Below are 17826 nucleotides of genomic sequence, written 5' to 3'. Positions count from 1 at the left end.
GGGCCACACCCCGGCCTGCGCAGTGCAGCCGGCCTAGCCGCAGGTTTCGACGTAGGCGACCGCCGGCTGCAGGCCGGCGCGCATCTTCGTTACCTTGCTGCCGGTGACCTCCAGGATGATGGCGGAACGGCCGCCGGCGCTCGGGAAGGTGACGTACTGGCCGTGCTCGTCGTACTTGTGCGGCGTGACCTCGGCCGCGGGCTGGCTGGCGCGGATCTGCGTGAGCGTGGCGCCAAAGGGTACGCCGACGGCGTTCTCGATACCGGGTTCGGCGTCGGCGCGCGTGACGACATTGTTTTCGACCATGAAGCGCAGCTTGGGCAGGGTAGGGAAGCGCACCATGCTGCAGCCGGGGTCGAAGGGCTCGGGCAGGGCGGCCTTGCTGCCGGCGGCCTGCTGCGCCTGTTCCAGCGTCATGCCGAAGCGGATGGCGCCGAAACCTTCGGCGCTTAACATGTTCGGCGCTGCATCCGTGGGCGATGCTGCCACCGGCGCGCTGGCCTCGGCATCGGTCGGTGGCGGCGTGGTGGCGGGAGCGGAGCTCGCCACGCCCTGATCGTTTGATGCGGCAGGCGGCGCCGGTTGTTTCGAGCACGCAGCCAGAAGTGCGATCATGCCGAGTAGGAGGGTTGTTCGCATGGTTCGCCTTTCTTCTCTTCAATGGTTGAGTAAGGACTATACTTTGAACATCCAGTTCCAGCGGCACGGCTGGACACAAGGGATGGTCGCCAGACCTGCGGTGACTCGGCTTTCAGTTCTGGGTGTAATGAATAACCGCCTGATTTTATTGGAATCATTCATGAATACCTTGCCACCGTATCCGCAAGCGCGCCTGCTGCGCGCCGATGCCGCCAGCGTCGTCGTGACCTGGTCGTTCATGGCGCTGGCGGCATTGCTCTGGTGGATCAGCGCCTTCATGCTTCCTGCGGTTGGCGGCGCCACGAGGCTGGCCTTGTGGGGGATGTTCCTGGGCGGCGGGGTACACGTCGTGCTGGCCCTGCTGCACCGCTGTCCGGGCTGCGGCAAGCACCCGACGATCCAGGGCTTCAAGGCGCCGCATCCGGCCTCGCTGTCGCAATCGCGCGCGGCGGGCTGGGCTGGCGTGGTGACGAGCGTGATGCGCAGGAAGCGTTTTGCCTGCATCCATTGCGGCGCCGGATACGCGGTCTAGGCTGCCCGCCTGTATCTACGGCCGGGCTCGTGTCCGGATGTCAGACTTGACCCCCGTTGTTTCCCGGCCCTCGGGCACGAAGGTCCGGTTCGACACGTCTTCGTGGAAGAAATTCAGGGTTTCGGCGAACTTCACGGATTCAACCGCCAGGTCCGCCATCAGGCTGAGGCAAGCGTCGCCGTGCAAAATGTCGGGCGTGTGGCTGGAAACCGGCAGCCCGGGACGCGCCCTGTCCGGATCGGTTTTCCTGGTCCTGGAGCGTTCCTTGATGTCCACCGCCTGCTGTACCGTCGCCACCAACTGCTTTGTCAGGTCGGTATGTTCGAGCACCCTGAGCAGGTCGTCACCGAGTGCCTGGTCGGCCGCGCGTTCGTTGATTTCCTTGAACAACGCGACCTGGTCGCGAAATTCACGTTGCTCCTCGATGACGCCCGACACATCGCGCAGATACTCGTAGCCGAACACGGCAATGCAGGCGACGATGAAGCCGGTGCCGATTTCGCCGAGCAGGGATGCGGCGACATCCCCGTAGGTCTTGTGGTCCGCCAACTGTGCGCCGAACAGCATGAATACCAGGCCCAGCGCCGCTCCGGGCGCGACGATTTTCCATACTGCCTTCCAGACCCGGCGCGTGATCTGGGCAAACCGCTCTTCCTCGGTCTCGTGCGAGCCATGTTCTCGTGGCATTGCCTGCTCCATTTGGTCAGCGTCTTCGCTAAAGCGTGACAGGTTTCAAAGGGAAGGCAACTTGCGCCAATAGGTTGTTTGCGCTCTCTCAGGACACGGGGCCAAATCGCTGACCCGTCTGTTCATTGACGGAACTATTGGAATCCAGGCGGATCGCCTCAGGCGCCCTGTTTTTCGGCCGCAGGCACAGCCCCAGCCTGCTGCGCCCGCCGCGCCCAGCGTTGCGCCAGCACAGCGCACACCATCAGCTGGATCTGGTGGAACAGCATCACGGGCAGGATGATCATGCCCAGCGCCGAGGGCGCGAACAGCACCTTGGCCATCGGCACGCCAGTCGCCAGGCTTTTCTTCGAGCCGCAGAAGACGATGGTGATCTCGTCCTCTTTCGAGAAGCCCAGGCGGCGGCTGGTCCAGGTGGCCAGCGCCAGGGCAATCGCCAGCATCAGGGCGCAGATGCCGAGCAGGGCGGCCAGCGTGGCGCCGGAGACGTGCTGCCACAGGCCTTCGGTGACGGACTCGGAAAACGCGGTGTACACCACCAGCAAAATCGAACCCTGGTCGACATAGCGCAGCACCGGCTTGTGGCGGTCGATGAAGGCGCCGATCCAGGGGCGCAGCAACTGGCCGGCGAGGAAAGGCAGCAGTAGCTGTTCGACGATGCTCAGTACCTGCCCCCAGCCGAAGCCGGCGTCGCCCGCGCCCTGGACGATGAATGCGCCCACCAGCAGCGGCGTCAGGAAAATGCCGAGGAAGTTCGAGGCAGAGGCGCTGCACACGGCCGCCGCTACGTTCCCGCGCGCCATGGCGGTAAAGGCAATCGAGGATTGCACGGTCGACGGCAGCACGCACAGGAACAGGATGCCGAGGTACAGGTCGGGCGTGAGCAGGCCAAGCGCCAGCGGCTTGATGGCCAGGCCCATCAGCGGGAACATGACAAAGGTCGAGGCCAGCACCAGCAGGTGCAGGCGCCAGTGCATGATGCCGGCGACGATGGCTTCGCGCGAGAGCTTGGCGCCGTGCAGAAAGAACAGCAGGCCGATGGCGAAGGTGGTGACGTTGCCGAGGGCGGCGGCCACCTGGCCGCTGGCGGGCAGGAAGCTGGCCAGCACGACCATGCCGAGCAGGGCGAGGGTATAGGGTTCGATGGCCAGGCGGCGCATCAGGGCGGAGAAACGGTCCATGGCGGTGCGGAAGTGAAGCGGTGAAGCGGCCATTCTAGCCGCAAGCGTCCGCGGCTGTTGCCGGCAGCCTACTCAGCCATAAAATATGTACTTGTTTGCAACACTATGCTGATAGTATATTTCCGCAGTTAAAAATAATGAAACTTTCCAAACAGGGGATGAACATGAAAACGCTACTTCACGCAGCGCTGCTGGCCGCTGCCGTCACCGGCACCGGCGCCCACGCCGCCGCCATCACCGTCACGCCCGAGGACATGGGCCCCGGCCTGAACCACTGGAACGTGACCAACGTGCGCGTCAACAGCAGCGCGGCGATTACCAATACGAATGCCCGCGACGGCAACGGCTCGGTCGAGATGTCGCTGGCCGACGGCAACGGCAAGGCCGACTTCGCCTTCACCTGGGGTTACGTTGCCGGACGCACGCTCGGCAACCTGAGCGCCCTCAGCTACGACTGGTACCGCGCCGCCGGCGGCACCGCCGCCGCCCACCTGCAGCCGGCGCTGCGCCTGGTGTACGACGCCGACGGCAACATCGACACGCAGGACGATACCGGCTACCTGATCTGGGAACAGATCTACAACGGCGGCGGCCTGGTCGACGGCGCCTGGACCAGCAGCGACATCATCGGCGGCAATTTCTGGATGCGCCAGTTCGCGCCGGGGAACACCGTGGAAAACTACGGCACCATGCTGGCCGAGTGGATGAACGGCCCGCGTCCGGGCGCGCCGGCCGATGTGCTGGGTGCGAACAGCGCCATCCTCGGTATCGAGTTCGGCATCGGCTCGGGCTGGAACGGCAGCTTCACCGGCTTCGTCGACAACGTGCACTATGCCTTCGGCGCCGACGGCCAGCGCTTCAACTTCGAAACCGCCGCTGCCGGCGAGGTGCCGGAACCGGCCAGCCTGGCGCTGCTGGGCCTGGGGATCGCGGCAGCCGTCACGGCCCGCAAGCGCAAGCGCGCCTGATTCGCCGCCGCGCCGTTTGACGGCGGCACGCCAGGCCTGGCCGGCGGTGCCGTCGTCTTTACGCGTCTTCCATTCGCGCCAAAAAACCGTTTTCCCGCCCCGGCAACCCGGCTATACTCGCCGCTTGTTTTCATTCACCGGGGTCTTACCTTGTTCAAATCCATCGTCCTGCCGGTCGCCTTGCTTGGCGTCGCGGCACACGCCGTCGCCGACGAAGGCCAGTGGCAACCGCACCAGCTGCCGCAGCTGAAATCTGAACTGAAACGCATCGGCATCACGATGCCGGCCGAGAAACTGGCCGATTTGTCGAAGCATCCGATGAGCGCCATCGTGTCGCTGGGCGGCTGCTCGGCTTCCTTCGTGTCGCCGGACGGCCTGGTGGTCACGAACCACCACTGCGGCTACGGCGCCATCCAGCGCAACTCGACCCCGGAAAAGAACTACATCGTCGACGGCTTCCTGGCCAGGACCCGCGCCGAGGAACTGCCGGGCGGCCCGAACTCGCTGGTGTACGTGACCGAGAAGGTCGAGAACGTGACCGAGCGCGTGCTGAAGGACCTGGGCGCGAACATGAGCGGTCGCGAACGCAGCGAAACCATCTCCTCGCGCATCAAGGCCCTGATCGCCGAATGCGAGAGCGACAAGGCTTACCGCTGCTCGGTGCCGGCCTTCCACCGCGGCCTCGAGTACTACCGCATCAGGCAGCTGATGATCCGCGACGTGCGCCTGGTGTACGCGCCGTCGGACAAGATCGGCAACTTCGGCGGCGACATCGACAACTACGAGTGGCCGCGCCAGACCGGCGACTACACCTTCCTGCGTGCCTACGTCGGCAAGGATGGCCGTCCCGCCGACCCGTCGCCGGATAATGTGCCCTATAAATCGAAGGACTTCCTGGTGGTATCAAGCGAAGGCCTGAAGAACGGCGACCCGATCCTGCTGGCCGGCTACCCTGGCCGCACCAGCCGCTACAAGCTGCCGTCGGAAATCCGCTTCGCACGCGATGTCGACTACCCGGCCAAGGTGAAGACCATCACCGCCGACCTCGACGTGATCGCCGCCGCTACCAAGGGTAACGCCGCCTGGGACGTGCGCTACGCCAGCGTGGCCAAGAGCCTGAACAACGTGCTCAAGAAAACGCAGGGGCTGCTGGACGGCTTCGCGCGCAAGGACATCGCCGCCATCAAGGACGTGCAGGACGCCGAGTTCCGCGCCTGGTACGCGAAGAACGGCAGCGCTTCGGATCTGCTGGGCCAGCTGGACACCGTGATCGCCGCCGACATGGCGCTGTCGCGCCAGGAAGCCGCTTATGCGGAAGCCACCAACAGCGACCTGCTCAAGAGCGCACGCACCCTGTACCGCCTGGCCCAGGAACGCCAGAAGCCGGATGCCCAGCGCGAAAGCGGCTACCAGGAACGCGACCTGTCGTTCATCAAGGCGCGCCTGACCCGCCTGGAACAGTCGTTCGTGACGAACGTCGACCAGGCGCGCTGGGCTGCCGCCCTCGGCCGCTATGCGCAGATCGACGCCAAGCTGCGCCCGCAGGGCCTGGACGCGCTGCTGCCCAAGGCCGACAGCCTGGACACGTTCTACAAGAACACCGAGCTGGCCGACACCGCCAAGCGGCTGGCCTGGATCGGCAAGGACGCCGACGCCTTCCGCAAGTCGAACGACCCGTTCATTCAATTGGCGGTACGCCTGAACGACGCCGCCGGCAAGCTGGAAGACGCGCGCAAGGACATCGACGGTAACCTGGACCGCACCATCCCGCAGTACATGGCCGCCGTCATCGCCTGGAAGAAGTCGCAGGGCAAACCGGTCTACCCTGACGCGAACTCGACCCTGCGCGTGACCTACGGCACCGTGGCGCCGTATTCGCCGCGCGACGGTCTCGTGAAAGGTCCGTTCACGACGGTCGAGGGCATCGTCGAGAAAGCCACCGACAAGGACCCGTTCCTGGTCCCGGCGGCACTGACCAAGGCGGTGCAGGAGAAGCGCTACGGCGTGTTCAAGGACCCGGTGCTGAACACCGTACCGGTGAACTTCCTGTCGAGCGCCGATACCACCGGCGGCAATTCCGGTTCGGCCGTGATGAACAAGCGCGGCGAGCTGGTGGGCCTGAACTTCGATTCGACCTACGAGTCGATCACCAAGGACTGGTACTTCGACACCGCAATCACGCGCGCGATCCACGTCGACATCCGCTACATGCTGTGGGTGATGAAGGAAGTCGACGGAGCGGATAACCTGCTTAAGGAAATGACGATCAAATACCCGAAAAAATAATCCGGGATTAAGCATGGAAAAAACCGCGGCCGGAGCCATCCCGCCGCGGTTTTTTTACGTCGGCTACGGCAATCGAATAAATGTCGTGGCCGTTGCGCGTGTCGCGAGCGAGTCGGCGCCGCCAGCAACGTACGGTGGGCACTCCGTGCCCACGCGGTTACGTGCGTATCCTTGCACCCTTTGCGGCGAATGTTCGCTCGCGAAGCATGAGATGGACACGGCAATCGAACAAATGTCGTAGCCTTTGCCTATGTCGCGAGCGAGTCGGTGCCGCCAGCAACGTAGGGTGGGCACTCCGTGCCCACGCGGTTACGTGCGTATCCTTGCACCCTTTGCGGCGAATGTTCGCTCGCGAAGCATGAGATGGACACGGCAATCGAACAAATGTCGTAGCCTTTGCCTATGTCGCGAGCGAGTCGGTGCCGCCAGCAACGTAGGGTGGGCACTCCGTGCCCACGCGGTTACGTGCGCATCCTTGCACCTCTAGCGGCGAATGTTCGCTCGCGAAGCATGAGATGGACACGGCAATCGAACAAATGTCGTAGCCTTTGCGTCTGTCGCGAGCGAGTCGGTGCCGCCAGCAACGTAGGGTGGGCACTCCGTGCCCACGCGGTTACGTGCGCATCCTTGCACCTCTAGCGGCGAATGTTCGCTCGCGAAGCATGCGATGGACAGGGCAATCGAACGGGCGTCCGGGCCGTTGCGCATGTCGCGAGCGAGTCGGTGCCGCCAGCGGTGCAAGCTTACGTGCGTACCGCGTGGGCACGGGGTGCCCACCGTACGTCACACGTCCCGGGCCCGAATCACGCGTCCCGTTGCCGATTCACGCGTCCCGGGCCGTAATAGAGAAGCGGATAGCGAACCGCGTCTCGCCATGGCCGGTCGACGCCAGCGAATACGCAAACCCGTGCCGCATCAACACCTCGCGCACGAACATCAGCCCGATCCCCTGGCCACCCTGCTTGGTGCTGAAGAAGGGCGTGAACAGCTGCCTTGGCGGCACTTCGCCCAGCAGGTCGGCCGAGTCGAACACCGCCAGCACCACGCCATCGCCATCGCGCTCCAGCGACAGTTCCACCTGCCCGCCCGCGACCCCGGCTGCCTGCCTGGCCGCCACCGCCTCGATCGCATTCTTCACGATGTTCAGCAGCGCCCCTTCCATCAATTGCGCATCCAGCGCCACCGCCGGCACGTCGTCGCAGCGGCGCCAGCGGAGCGTGATGCCGCGGCTGGCGCACAGTTCGCGGTTCAGCCACAAGATATCGTCGACCATTTCCTTCATGCGCACCGGCCGCAGCTCCGGCGCCGGCATCTTCACCACGCGCGTAAAACGGTCGATGAATTCGCCCAGGCTCAGGTTGCGCCGCTTGACCGCCTCGATGGCGGTGGCGAAATCGGCGGCGTCCGACTCCGCCAGTTGGCTGCGGTAGAACAGCAGCGAATCGAGCACGGAACGGGTCGCGGCAACCGTGTTGTTCACCTCGTGCGCCAGCACCCGCACCAGCTTGGCGTAGGTGGCGCGCTCCGAGTCTTCCAGCTCCGCCGTCAGTTCCTCGACCATCAGGAAGTGGCGCGCAAAACCGCGGTCGTAGAACTGGCCGCGCTGGGCCCGGTAGCGGCGGCCTTCGAGGTCGGTCAGCAGGCGGCTGTCGCCCAGGGGCAGGGCGTCGAGCTGGGCGATCAGATCGAGGCTGCGTTCGCGTCCCCGTGCATCCAGCCCATGCGCAAGCGGCGCCGTGCCGGCCAGCCAGGCGGGCAGCGCATGGCCTTGCGGCCGTTCGATGCCGAGCAGGGCCAGGGCGCTGGCGTTCACCAGGCTGACGGCGCCGTCGAAATCGAAGACCAGCACCGCGCCCGGCGTCGCTTCCAGCAGGCGGTCGAGGAAACCCTGCTGCTCGCCGGCGGCCAGGCGCTCGCGGTGCAGGGCGGCCAGCATGGTGTTGAACATGGCGACCAGTTCTTCCAGCTCGCGCGAGGCCGGCGCCGCAAGGCGGTTCGCGTAATGCCCGTCCTGCAGCAGATCGTGGAAGCGGCGCGTGTAGCCGAGCGGTTCGAGCGCACGCCGCAGCAGCGCGAAGCCCAGCACCAGGCTGCCCAGCAGCAGCGCTTCGGCGGCGACGAACCACACCGGACGGTCGATCAGCAGCCAGGCCGCGGCGCCGAACAGCAGCAGGTGCAGCGCCAGCAGGTAGGCGCCCAGGCGCAGGCGCAGCGTCACGCGCCGTCCTCGGCGCCGGGTTCGGCCAGGCCGTGGCGTTCCAGTCTCCGGTACAGGGCCGTGCGCGACAGGCCGAGCGCCTTGGCCACGCGTGTGATGTTGCCGCCGTGCTGGTCGAGCGCCTGCTCGATCATGTGGCGCTCCACCTGTTCCAGCGTCATGCCGTCCACGCCCAGGCGCGGTGCGCCTCCTGCCTCGTCATGCTGGCCGGCGGCGAAGTCGGCGCCTGTCAATTGCGCCTTGCCGGCCAGGAGCAGGGTGCGTTCCAGCGTTTGCTTGAGCTGGCGGATGTTGCCGGGCCAGGGCTGGGCGCCCAGCTACTCCAGCGCGCTGGCGCTCAGGCCGACCTCGCCCAGGCCATAGCTGGCGGCCACGCTTGCCGCGATGTGCCTCGCCAGCAGGGGGATGTCGCTGCGCCGCTCGCGCAGCGGCGGCAGGCGGATGGTGATCAGGTTCAGGCGGTAGAACAGGTCTTCGCGGAATTCGCCGGCGGCCACCAGCTCGGCCAGTTCGCGGTTCGTGGCCGACACCACACGCACGTCGGCCTGCTCGCTGCGGCTGGCGCCGACCGGCTGGTAGCGGCCGTCCTGCAGCACGCGCAGGAGTTTCACCTGGTCGCCGCGGTTCAGCTCCCCGATCTCGTCCAGGAACAGGGTGCCGCCTTCGGCCGTGGCGATGTGGCCCTTGCGATCGCTGCGCGCATCGGTGAAGGCGCCGCGCACGTGGCCGAACATCTCGCTTTCGAACAGCGTCGGCGTGATCGCACCCGTGTTGATCTTGACGATGGGTGCGCCCGCGCGCGGGCTGTTGCGGTGGATGGCGTCGGCCACCAGCTCCTTGCCGGTGCCGCTTTCACCGAGGATCAGCACCGGCGCCCGCGTCTTCGCCACCTGGGCTACCGTCGCCAGCACGCGCAGCAGCTTGGGGTGCTCGCCGACGATGGCGGAAAAGTCGAAGCCGCTGTCGAGCGCCCCGCGCGTGAGGCCGCCGGCCGGTGCACCGGCCAGGTCCAGCGTGGCGCGCACCAGTTCCACCAGCTGGGCGTTGTCCCAGGGCTTGGTGAAGAAATTGGCGGCGCCGGCCTTGATGCCATTCACCGCCAGCCCAATCGAGCCCCAGGCCGTCATCAGGAGCACCGGCAGCTGCGGATGCTGCTTGCGGATGGCGTCCAGCAGCGCCAGGCCCTCGGCGCCGCTGGTCTGCAGCGAAAAGTTCATGTCCTGCAGGACCAGGTCAAAGGGTTCGCGCGCCAGCAGGGCCAGGGCTTGCGCCGGCCCGTCGCAGCAGGCGGCGTCGAAACCGGATTGCTTGAGCAGCAGGGCCAGCGACACCTGGACCGCGCCGTCGTCGTCGACGACCAGGATGCGCGGAGTGCGTGATGCTTCCATCTCGGTGAGTCTCTTTCTTGTCGTTTTCTGTTACTCGTAGTGCAGCGCTTCGGTCGGGCTCAGACGGCTGGCGCGCCAGCCCGGGTACAGGGCGCAGACCAAGGATAGCAGATAGATGACCGCCATCGACAGGCCCGCTGCCGCCGCGAAGACCGCCCAGTTCAGGCTCTCGCCGAACACGCCGGTCAGCGGCAGCTGCACCAGCAGGACCAGGCCGAGCCCGATCGCAATCGAGCTGAGCATGAACTGTTCGAGCACGATCTGGCGGTAGATGCTTGCGGCGCTGGCGCCGATCGCGCGGCGCAGGCCGATCTCGGGAATGCGCGCGGTGGTGTTCTGCCACAGCGCGCCGAACAGGCCAAAGGCGACCATCACCAGCATGAAGGCGGCGATCACCGACACCAGCACCAGCGGCGTGGCGCGCGTGTGCAGCATGGTCTTGCGCAGTGTGGACAGCGGCGTGATCTGGTACGCCCAGTCGTTGCGGATCAGCTTCAGGCGCGCATTCAGGCGCCGTTCGAAGTCGCGCGCGGTGCCGGGCTTCACCTTCAGCAGGATGGTACGGATGTCGCCGTCGTGTCTGCCCACTTCAAAGCGCTGGAAGGCGAAGTTGACCGGCGCCTCGAACTCGCCCTTGGCGCGAAATTCGTCGACCACGCCGACCACGCGGTAGGCAACGGTCGTCTTGCCGCCTTCGCCGTCGATGAACTGCTGGCCGACCGCGCGCACGCCTGGGAACATGGCCTCGGCCATGCGCCGGTTGATCACGACCGGGCGCGCCGCGCTGCCGTTGTCGAGCGCGGAGAACCAGCGTCCCTCGACCAGGTTCAGCCCGAGCACGCCGGCCAGGGCGTCGTCGGCTTCGATCATTTCCGTGTGCACTTGCGGCGCCTTGGCGTCGCGCCGCATGTCCGAGGCATACGTAGAAAACGCATAGGGTTCGAAGCTGGCAAAGGCGATACGACTGACTTCCGGCAGCTCGGCCAGGCCGCGCCGCAGGCTGTCGTAGACGCCGGCGTCGAAGCGCGTCTTGCCATTGTCGCCGGCCTGGATCGTCACCGACCAGGCGTCGTTCGAATCGAAGCCGAGCGGCATGCGGTACAGCTGGGCGTAGCGCGCAGCAAAGGCGGCGACGCCGAACACGATGGCAAAGGCGAGCAGGATCTCGAGGCTCAGCATCAGGTTCCTGGACTTGCGCTTCCAGGTCAGTTTCAGCAAATGGCGGAACATCAGGCGGCTCCCTTCAGGGCGTGGACAGGATCGAGGCGCGACATCTTCCAGGCGGGCAGTACGCCGGAGAGCAGGCCGAAGACGGTGGCGATCAGCATGCCCCAGCCGAACACGGCCAGGTTCAGGTCGTAGCGCATGTAGTCGATCAGCTGGATGTGCTTGAGCCAGGCCAGCAAGCCGGCGGTCGCGGCCAGGGCGATCAGGCCGCCGGCCAGGCAGAGCAGCACGTTTTCCACTACCAGCTGGATCGCCAGCTGGGAACTGGTGGCGCCAAACGCCTTGCGCACGCCGATCTCGACGCGCCGCTCCATGATACGGCCGGTGTTCAGGTTCACCAGGTTCAGGGCCGGCAGCAGCATGAAGAGCAGCATCGCCGCGGCGATCAGCGCAAGCAGCAGGCCGGCGCCCGAGTCGAGCTTCTCGTTGCCGCCCACCGTCATGCGGGCAAACAGGTCGAGTTTGGAGTCGGCCCAGAAGCGTGTCGTCTTCCACTTCTTCGGATCTGCCTGCACCACGCCTTTTGCGATCTGCTCTACCTGGCGCTGGATGCGCGGCAGGTCGGCGCTGCGTTCGGCCAGGATCAGGGCGACGAACATGCCGGTCAGTTCGTTGCGGTAGTCCGAGGAGGCAAAGGTGCTGATCGGCGCCCAGATGTCGGCAAACGCATTCACGTGCATCGCATCCTCGACCACGCCCACGACCTCGAAGTTCTGGCCGCCGACGTCGATATGCTGGCCGACGGCTGCGGCGGGCTGGCCGGGAAACAGGCGCTGCGCCGTGGTGGCGTTCAGCACGGCGATCATGCGGCCGGCCGCGTCGTCGGCGGCGTTCGGCAGGCGCCCCGCCAGCAGCGTGAAGTCGAGGATCTTCCAATAATCCGCATCGACGCGGCGCATCTGCATCTCGCTCACGCGTTCGCCCTGATAGACGGCAGCGCCGCTCGGCAGGGTGGCGGCAGCAACGCGTTCGACGCCAGGCATGGGCTTCAGGAATTTCTCGATCAGCTTGTAGCCGAGCGGCGTGGTACTGACACTATTGCCGTCGTGGCTGTCCATGCGCATCATGACGATCTGCAGGAAGCGCTCGCTCTTGCCCTCGACCCCGGACGGGCGGAAGGCGGTTTCCAGCAGCGAGGTCACGACCATCAGCACCACCAGGGTGAGCACGATGCAGACCAGGTTAATCGCAGTGAAGAGCTTGCGGCGCATGAAGACCTTCCACGCGGTGAGCAGGTAGTTGCGAAGCATGGCGTCTCCTTACGCGACCAGCTGGCCGTCGAACACGCGCACGATGCGGCTGGTGCGGCGCGCCTCGTGCTCGTCGTGGGTGACCATGACCACGGTCGTGCCCTCGGCGTTCAGCCCGAGCAGGATGTCCATGACTTCGGCGCCCATCTTGCTGTCGAGGTTGCCGGTCGGCTCGTCGGCGAGCAGCACCTGCGGCTGGCCGACGATGGCGCGCGCGATCGCCACGCGCTGCTGCTGGCCGCCCGAGAGCTGGTTCGGGAAGTGGTCCATGCGTGCGCCGAGGCCGACCTTTTCCAGCGCCTCGCGTGCAAGGCGGCGCCGTTCGCCGGCAGGCATCGCGCGGTACAGCAGCGGCAGCTCGACGTTGTCGATCACGCGCAAATCGGGGATCAGGTGGAAGCTCTGGAAGATGAAGCCGAAGGTGCTGTTGCGCAGTGTGGCCACCTGCTTGTCGCGGTAGCGCGTGATCGGGATGCCTTCGACCTCGATGCTGCCTTCGCCCGGCCGGTCCAGCAGGCCGATCAGGTTGAGCAGGGTGCTCTTGCCGCAGCCGCTGGGGCCCATCATGGCGACGAATTCGCCTTTCTTTACGTGCAGGTCGATCTCCTTCACGGCCAGGGTTTCCACCTTGTCGGTGCGGTAGGTCTTGCTGACTTTGTTCAGTCGGATCATGGTCTTCCCCTTGTTGTATGCGTTGTTCGCTCGTGTTATTCAATGATGCGGATGCTGTCGAGGTCCTTGAAGGCCCGGGTGTCGGACACGATGAAGCGCTCGCCCGGCCGCGCGCCGGACAGCACTTCGACCAGCTTGCCGTCGCCGCCGCCCAGCTGCAGCGTGGTCTTGCGCGCCACGCCGTCCAGCACCGCAAAGGCGGGCTGGGGGCCGCTGCCGTTGAAGGCGGCGCCGGCGTCGAGCACCAGGGTGCCGGTCCTTTGTTCGGTGACGATGTTGACGTCGACCCGCATCTTGTTGCGCAGCAGCGGGTTGTGCGGCTGATCGAGGTCGACCAGCAGCTTGACGGTGCCGTTCTGGATTTCGGGCAGGACGGTGTGCACGCGCCCCGCCAGCACCTCGCCGTTCTGCTCGACGCGCACCTTCTGCCCGGGCACCAGCAGGCGCGCATGGAAGTCGGACAGGGTCGCCTCGACGCGGTAGTTGTTCATCTCCGATACCCGCGCCAGCAGCTGGCCGGCGGCCACGCTGGCGCCTTCTTCCTGCACCAGCGAAGTCAGCATGCCGGCCCAGGGCGCGGCCACTTTCGTCTGTGCCAGCAGGCGTTCCTGCTGGGCGATCTGCTTGGCCAGGATCGCCTTTTGCAAATTCGCGGCGTCGATGCTGCCGGCGGTGGCGCGGCGGCTGTCGGCGATCTGCTCGCGCTGCTGGCGCAGCTGGATTTCGGTGCGCTTCACGTTCAGTTCCGAGGCCAATAAGTCCTCGCCCGACACCAGGCCGCTCTGGCGCAGCTTCTGGTTGCGCTCCTGGCGCGCCCTGGCCGACAGCAAATCGAGTTCCAGCAGTTCGATGCTGCTGGCGAGCGCCTTGTGTTTCTGGTCGAGCTCCACCTTGAGCAGGGCGACGCGGTTTTCCTGCTGCGCCAGCTGCTCCTGCAGGGCATCGAGTGCGAGGCGCACTTCGCGGTCGTCGAGTTCGAGCAGCAGCTCGCCGGCCTTGACTTGCTGGCCTGGTTTCGCATGGACCTTGGCCACGCGGCTGGCTGCCGGGCTGGCCACCACTTCCTCGTGCACGGGAATCACGACGCCCGCGGCATTCACGGTGCTGGCGACGTCGCCCTTGCGCACGGTGGAAACGATGATGTCGGCGGCGGCCACGCTGGGCCGCAGCAGGCGGTTGATGCCCCAGCAGGCGGCCACGATGACGGCGAACAGCAGGATGCCGAGGGCGATGCGGATGCGCTGGCGGCGGCGGATGAAATCGGGAGCGAGGGCCTGGTCCATGGTCGGTGTGTGCTTGTTCTTGTCTTCCTTGTTGCAAGGGCCGTGCCAGCCCGGTTTGCCCCGTACGAAAGGAGCTTTGGCAGCGCTGGCTGACCGCCTGCGAACACTGGTGTCCGGTTCCGGACAGTCAGCCTTGCGCATTCCTGCCACAACTCGCATAATCGCCTGCTGACCTGATGGCGGCTGTCGAGCGCGCCGCTTCGAGTACCCCATGTGCGCCGCTTGCGCAGAACCGCCCCAATGAACGATACCCTTGCCATCTTCGGCTTCCCGACCACGCCCCTCGAACTGATCTCGTTTGCCCTTGCGGTCACCACCGTGCTGCTGAACGTGCGCCAGAACCACTGGGCCTGGCTGTTCTCGATCACCTCGTCGGCTACCTATGCCGTGGTCTTCTTCGACGCGCGCCTGTACGGCGACAGCGGCTTGCAGCTGGTCTTCATCGCGGCGTCGGTGTGGGGCTGGTACCAGTGGCTGCGCGGGGCAGGGGAGACGCGCCTGGTGGTCACGCGTTTGCATGGCGCCGGCTGGGCCTGGGCGCTTGCCGGCTGGGCGCTCGGCTTCCTGCTGCTGTCGTGGTTCCTGAAGACCTACACCAACACCGACGTCCCGCACATGGATGCCTTCCTCACCGCCGGCAGCCTGGTCGGCCAGCTGCTGCTGGCGCGCAAGAAGGTCGAGAACTGGGTGGTCTGGATCGTGGTCGACGTGCTGTACGTGGGCCTGTATTTGTTCAAAGACCTGCACGTGACGGCGGTGCTGTATGCGATCTTCGTGCTGCTGGCCGCACGCGGGCTGCGCGCCTGGGGCAACATCGCGCGAGTGGACCGATGAAGCGCATCGCCATCCTCGGCGCGGAATCCTCGGGCAAGTCGACCCTGTGCGAGGCGCTGGCGCGGCGCCATGGCACCGTGTGGGTGCCGGAATACCTGCGCGAGTTCGTCGACACGATGGGGCGCGTGCCCTTCGAGGAAGACCAGTTCGGCATTGCCCGCACCCAGCGTGCGCGCGAAGATGCGGCCGCGGTTCTGGCGCGTGACTTCCTGTTCTGCGACACCACGCCGCTGATGACGGCCCTGTACAGCCGCGTCTACTGGGGCCGCGTCGACGCCCAGTTGACGGAGCTGGCGCGCACCCATGACTACGCCCTGACGCTGGTGGCGGCCACCGACACGCCGTGGACGCCGGACGGCCTGCAGCGAGAGTCGGAAGAAGTGCGTGACATGGTGCACCGGATGGTGCTGACGGAATTGCAGGAACGAGGGATCCCGTTCCTGCTGGTGAAAGGCGACCTGCCGCAGCGCATCCTCCAGGTGGAGAATGCGCTGGCTGCGCTTTAGAAGTCGAACTGCGCCGACACGCGGAAGGTGCGCGGTGCGCCCGGCAGCAGGTAGCCGCCCAGTTGCTGGGTGACGTCGCGCCAGTAGAACTTGTCGAACAGGTTGTCGACGCGCGCACGCAGCGTCACGTTCGTCGCACCCGTCTTCAGGCCATACGCCGCGCCCAGGCCGAACACGTGGTAGCCCGGCACATACACCGTGTTCTCCGGATCGAAGGCCTTCTTGCCTGCGTACTGCCACTGGCCGCTCACCTTCAGGCCCGGCACGGCCGGCACTGCGTAGTCGGCCCACAGCGTGGTCTTCAGTTCCGGCACGTTGGTGGCGCGCTTGCCGTCGTACAGGGCGTCGCCGGTGTCCTGCTGCTTTGCGCGCAGCGCCATCAGCGTCGCGCCGTAGGTCAGGGCGCCGCTGCTGCGCTGGGCCGCCAGCTCGACGCCGCGGTGCATCTGCTCGCCGTTGCGGACAAAGGTGTTCGCTTCGTTGACGTACTCCAGGCCAGTACTGATCTGGAACAGCGCCGCCGTCAGGCCGATGTCGCCGATGCGGCCCTTGGCGCCGAGCTCGAACTGCTTCGAGCGGTTCGGGCCCAGGTCCTGGTTCTGGTTGGTGGTTTCCATCTCCGCCACGCCGCCCGACTGCAGGCCATGGGCCACGGTGCCGTAGACGTTCCAGCCCGGCGTCACGCTGTAGACCAGCGAGGCGCTCGGCAGCAGCCAGTTGCCCTTGTTCGCGGTTGGGCCGAGTTCCAGTTCCGGCGTTTGCGTGCTGTCGATCTTCGTGTAGCGCAGGCCGGCGTGCAGGGCGAGTTCCGGCGTGAGCGTGACGATGTCCTGCACGAACAGCGAACGTTCGCGCTCGGTGTAGCGCTCGCTGACCGGGCCGGTCGCCGGATTGCCCGGCGCCGGATCGACGACCAGGTTGTTGTAGATGTTGCTGTAGCCGGCGTAGTCGTAGACGTAGTCGCCGTAGCTGTTGTGGCGCTCGGCGTAGCCGATGCCGGCGGTGAGCACGTGGCGCAGGGCGCCGGTGGCGAAGCGGCCCTGCACCTGCGCCTGCACGCCGAACGGCGTCTTGCGCTCGCCCACGCTCTGGTAGTCGTACACGTCGTAGTCGCCGTTCGTGCAGTAGCCCGGATAGTAGCCGTCGCCTTCGTTGCTGCAGCCGTAAGGGAAGGCGGTGTAGTCGTCGCGCTTGAACCAGTGCTTGTTGGCGGTAATGGTGGCGCGCCAGTCGCTGTTCAAACGGTAGTCGAAGCGCGCACCAAAATTGGCGTTGTCGGTGTCGACCGGCTTGGTCCAGGGCTGGGCGTTGAGCAGGGTCTTCGGGTTGACGCCGCGCGGCAGTTCCACGCCGCGGATCAATTGGTAGCCAGGGGCGGTGACCTGTTCCTTGTGCTGGAAGTCGGCGTCCAGTTGCAGCAGGGCGTCGGGGCTGATCTGCCAGTCGAAGGCGCCGGATACGAACTGGCGCTTGCCATCGGCGCCGTCGATGTAGGAGCGCAGGCGCTCGGCGGCGGCGTTCACGCGGTAGCCGAAGCGCTTGTCGTCGAAGCGTCCGCCGAGGTCGACGGCGCCGTACAGGGTGCCGCGCTCGCGCGCCTCGACCGTGACGGAACGCAGATCGGTATTCGTCGGGCGCTCCGTGACGAAGTTCAGGATGCCGCCAGGCGCCGCCAGGCCCGCCTGCATTCCGGCCACGCCTTTCAGCAGTTCCAGGCGCTCCTTGTTCTCCAGCGGGATCTGGGCGTCGGCGGGAATCGCGATGCCGTCCTTGCGGTAGCCCGAGTTATTGTTCAGCATGAAGCCGCGCACCGAGAACTGCTCGGCATAGCCGACCGCGTTGTAGGCGTCGCCGACCGAGGCGTCGTAGGCGAGGGCGTCGCTGGCGCTGCGGATCGACAAATCCTGCATCTGCTCGCGGCTGAAGGCGCTGATCGAAACCGGGGTGTCGACGATGGCCATGTCGGCAAAGCCGCCGACGCTGGCGCGGTCGCTCGTGGTCCATTTGCTGCCGCTGACGACGACCGAGGGGATGGCGTCGTTCGTTTGTGCAGTTTGTGCAAAGGCAGGAACGGCGAACGCCTGGGCCACGGCGCAGGCGAGGAGGGAGTGCTGCAAAACTGGTTTCATTGTGTGCTCGGATTCGAGCGGCGCAC

At 66.1% G+C, this 17826-nt stretch carries 16 protein-coding genes; 5 read left to right on the top strand and 11 right to left on the bottom strand.

What is annotated here, in order from left to right:
- Window positions 1-33: 33 nt before the first annotated feature.
- Window positions 34-639: a hypothetical protein gene (locus QWL29_RS11405; RefSeq protein WP_305823012.1), complete on the bottom strand. Its 606-nt coding sequence runs from the start codon at window positions 637-639 to the stop codon at window positions 34-36.
- Window positions 640-799: 160 nt separating this feature from the next.
- Between QWL29_RS11405 and QWL29_RS11400 the strand changes: the two genes are divergently transcribed.
- On the top strand, window positions 800-1171 hold the full coding sequence (locus QWL29_RS11400) for a hypothetical protein (protein WP_305823011.1): 372 nt from the start codon (window positions 800-802) through the stop codon (window positions 1169-1171).
- A gap of 15 nt (window positions 1172-1186) precedes the next feature.
- On the opposite strand, the gene QWL29_RS11395 is transcribed toward QWL29_RS11400, so the two are convergent.
- Window positions 1187-1858 (bottom strand): hypothetical protein, encoded by a 672-nt coding sequence (locus QWL29_RS11395; RefSeq protein ID WP_305823010.1) that lies wholly within the window; start codon window positions 1856-1858, stop codon window positions 1187-1189.
- 158 nt (window positions 1859-2016) lie between these two features.
- Window positions 2017-3039 carry a bile acid:sodium symporter family protein gene (locus QWL29_RS11390; protein ID WP_370663691.1) on the bottom strand — a complete coding sequence of 341 codons (1023 nt, stop codon included), beginning with the start codon at window positions 3037-3039 and terminating at the stop codon, window positions 2017-2019.
- A 164-nt stretch (window positions 3040-3203) separates the two neighbouring features.
- Between QWL29_RS11390 and QWL29_RS11385 the strand changes: the two genes are divergently transcribed.
- The gene (locus QWL29_RS11385; RefSeq protein ID WP_305823009.1) at window positions 3204-4007 is read left to right on the top strand and encodes a PEP-CTERM sorting domain-containing protein; all 804 of its coding nucleotides are present in this window, start codon (window positions 3204-3206) and stop codon (window positions 4005-4007) included.
- A 150-nt stretch (window positions 4008-4157) separates the two neighbouring features.
- Window positions 4158-6293 carry a S46 family peptidase gene (locus QWL29_RS11380; protein WP_305823008.1) on the top strand — a complete coding sequence of 712 codons (2136 nt, stop codon included), beginning with the start codon at window positions 4158-4160 and terminating at the stop codon, window positions 6291-6293.
- Between the two features lie 823 nt (window positions 6294-7116).
- Here QWL29_RS11380 and QWL29_RS11375 read toward each other — a convergent pair.
- The 7 genes from QWL29_RS11375 to QWL29_RS11345 are packed head-to-tail and all read right to left on the bottom strand — an operon-like array spanning window position 7117 to window position 14331.
- The gene (locus QWL29_RS11375; protein ID WP_305823007.1) at window positions 7117-8511 is read right to left on the bottom strand and encodes a sensor histidine kinase; all 1395 of its coding nucleotides are present in this window, start codon (window positions 8509-8511) and stop codon (window positions 7117-7119) included.
- Complete coding sequence (locus QWL29_RS11370; RefSeq protein ID WP_502572776.1) at window positions 8508-8828, bottom strand: helix-turn-helix domain-containing protein; 321 nt, start codon at window positions 8826-8828, stop codon at window positions 8508-8510. Before QWL29_RS11370 ends, QWL29_RS11375 begins: the two co-directional genes overlap by 4 nt.
- On the bottom strand, window positions 8829-9899 hold the full coding sequence (locus QWL29_RS11365) for a sigma-54-dependent transcriptional regulator (protein WP_305823005.1): 1071 nt from the start codon (window positions 9897-9899) through the stop codon (window positions 8829-8831).
- Between the two features lie 30 nt (window positions 9900-9929).
- Window positions 9930-11129 carry an ABC transporter permease gene (locus QWL29_RS11360; protein ID WP_305823004.1) on the bottom strand — a complete coding sequence of 400 codons (1200 nt, stop codon included), beginning with the start codon at window positions 11127-11129 and terminating at the stop codon, window positions 9930-9932.
- Window positions 11129-12376 (bottom strand): ABC transporter permease, encoded by a 1248-nt coding sequence (locus QWL29_RS11355; RefSeq protein WP_305823003.1) that lies wholly within the window; start codon window positions 12374-12376, stop codon window positions 11129-11131. Before QWL29_RS11355 ends, QWL29_RS11360 begins: the two co-directional genes overlap by 1 nt.
- 9 nt (window positions 12377-12385) lie before the next feature.
- Window positions 12386-13048, bottom strand: coding sequence for an ABC transporter ATP-binding protein (locus tag QWL29_RS11350; protein WP_305823002.1), 663 nt, complete (start codon window positions 13046-13048; stop codon window positions 12386-12388).
- Window positions 13049-13083: 35 nt separating this feature from the next.
- Window positions 13084-14331: an efflux RND transporter periplasmic adaptor subunit gene (locus QWL29_RS11345; protein ID WP_305823001.1), complete on the bottom strand. Its 1248-nt coding sequence runs from the start codon at window positions 14329-14331 to the stop codon at window positions 13084-13086.
- A 240-nt stretch (window positions 14332-14571) separates the two neighbouring features.
- On the opposite strand from QWL29_RS11345, the gene pnuC reads away from it, so the two are divergent.
- Both pnuC and QWL29_RS11335 read left to right on the top strand, forming a co-directional pair.
- On the top strand, window positions 14572-15165 hold the full coding sequence (pnuC, locus tag QWL29_RS11340; protein WP_305823000.1) for a nicotinamide riboside transporter PnuC: 594 nt from the start codon (window positions 14572-14574) through the stop codon (window positions 15163-15165).
- Window positions 15162-15671, top strand: coding sequence for an AAA family ATPase (locus QWL29_RS11335; RefSeq protein WP_305822999.1), 510 nt, complete (start codon window positions 15162-15164; stop codon window positions 15669-15671). Before pnuC ends, QWL29_RS11335 begins: the two co-directional genes overlap by 4 nt.
- Here the strand turns inward: QWL29_RS11335 and QWL29_RS11330 are convergent.
- Entirely contained in the window at window positions 15668-17800 is a 2133-nt protein-coding gene (locus tag QWL29_RS11330; RefSeq protein ID WP_305822998.1) for a TonB-dependent siderophore receptor, read from the bottom strand. The genes QWL29_RS11335 and QWL29_RS11330 overlap by 4 nt on opposite strands.
- Between the last annotated feature and the right edge of the window lie 26 nt (window positions 17801-17826).

This window comes from Massilia brevitalea (assembly GCF_030711405.1).
Taxonomy (GTDB): Bacteria; Pseudomonadota; Gammaproteobacteria; order Burkholderiales; family Burkholderiaceae_D; genus Telluria; species Telluria brevitalea.
This window is presented reverse-complemented; position numbering and strand designations above follow the sequence as displayed.

Coding starts and splice junctions, on each gene's coding strand:
- QWL29_RS11390 (WP_370663691.1), bottom strand. CDS start 3,039: ATGGACCGTTTCTCCGCCCTGATGCGCCGCCTGGCCATCGAACCCTAT.
- QWL29_RS11365 (WP_305823005.1), bottom strand. CDS start 9,899: ATGGAAGCATCACGCACTCCGCGCATCCTGGTCGTCGACGACGACGGC.
- QWL29_RS11335 (WP_305822999.1), top strand. CDS start 15,162: ATGAAGCGCATCGCCATCCTCGGCGCGGAATCCTCGGGCAAGTCGACC.
- QWL29_RS11400 (WP_305823011.1), top strand. CDS start 800: ATGAATACCTTGCCACCGTATCCGCAAGCGCGCCTGCTGCGCGCCGAT.
- QWL29_RS11395 (WP_305823010.1), bottom strand. CDS start 1,858: ATGCCACGAGAACATGGCTCGCACGAGACCGAGGAAGAGCGGTTTGCC.
- QWL29_RS11350 (WP_305823002.1), bottom strand. CDS start 13,048: ATGATCCGACTGAACAAAGTCAGCAAGACCTACCGCACCGACAAGGTG.
- QWL29_RS11345 (WP_305823001.1), bottom strand. CDS start 14,331: ATGGACCAGGCCCTCGCTCCCGATTTCATCCGCCGCCGCCAGCGCATC.
- QWL29_RS11385 (WP_305823009.1), top strand. CDS start 3,204: ATGAAAACGCTACTTCACGCAGCGCTGCTGGCCGCTGCCGTCACCGGC.
- QWL29_RS11405 (WP_305823012.1), bottom strand. CDS start 639: ATGCGAACAACCCTCCTACTCGGCATGATCGCACTTCTGGCTGCGTGC.
- QWL29_RS11355 (WP_305823003.1), bottom strand. CDS start 12,376: ATGCTTCGCAACTACCTGCTCACCGCGTGGAAGGTCTTCATGCGCCGC.
- pnuC (WP_305823000.1), top strand. CDS start 14,572: ATGAACGATACCCTTGCCATCTTCGGCTTCCCGACCACGCCCCTCGAA.
- QWL29_RS11330 (WP_305822998.1), bottom strand. CDS start 17,800: ATGAAACCAGTTTTGCAGCACTCCCTCCTCGCCTGCGCCGTGGCCCAG.
- QWL29_RS11360 (WP_305823004.1), bottom strand. CDS start 11,129: ATGTTCCGCCATTTGCTGAAACTGACCTGGAAGCGCAAGTCCAGGAAC.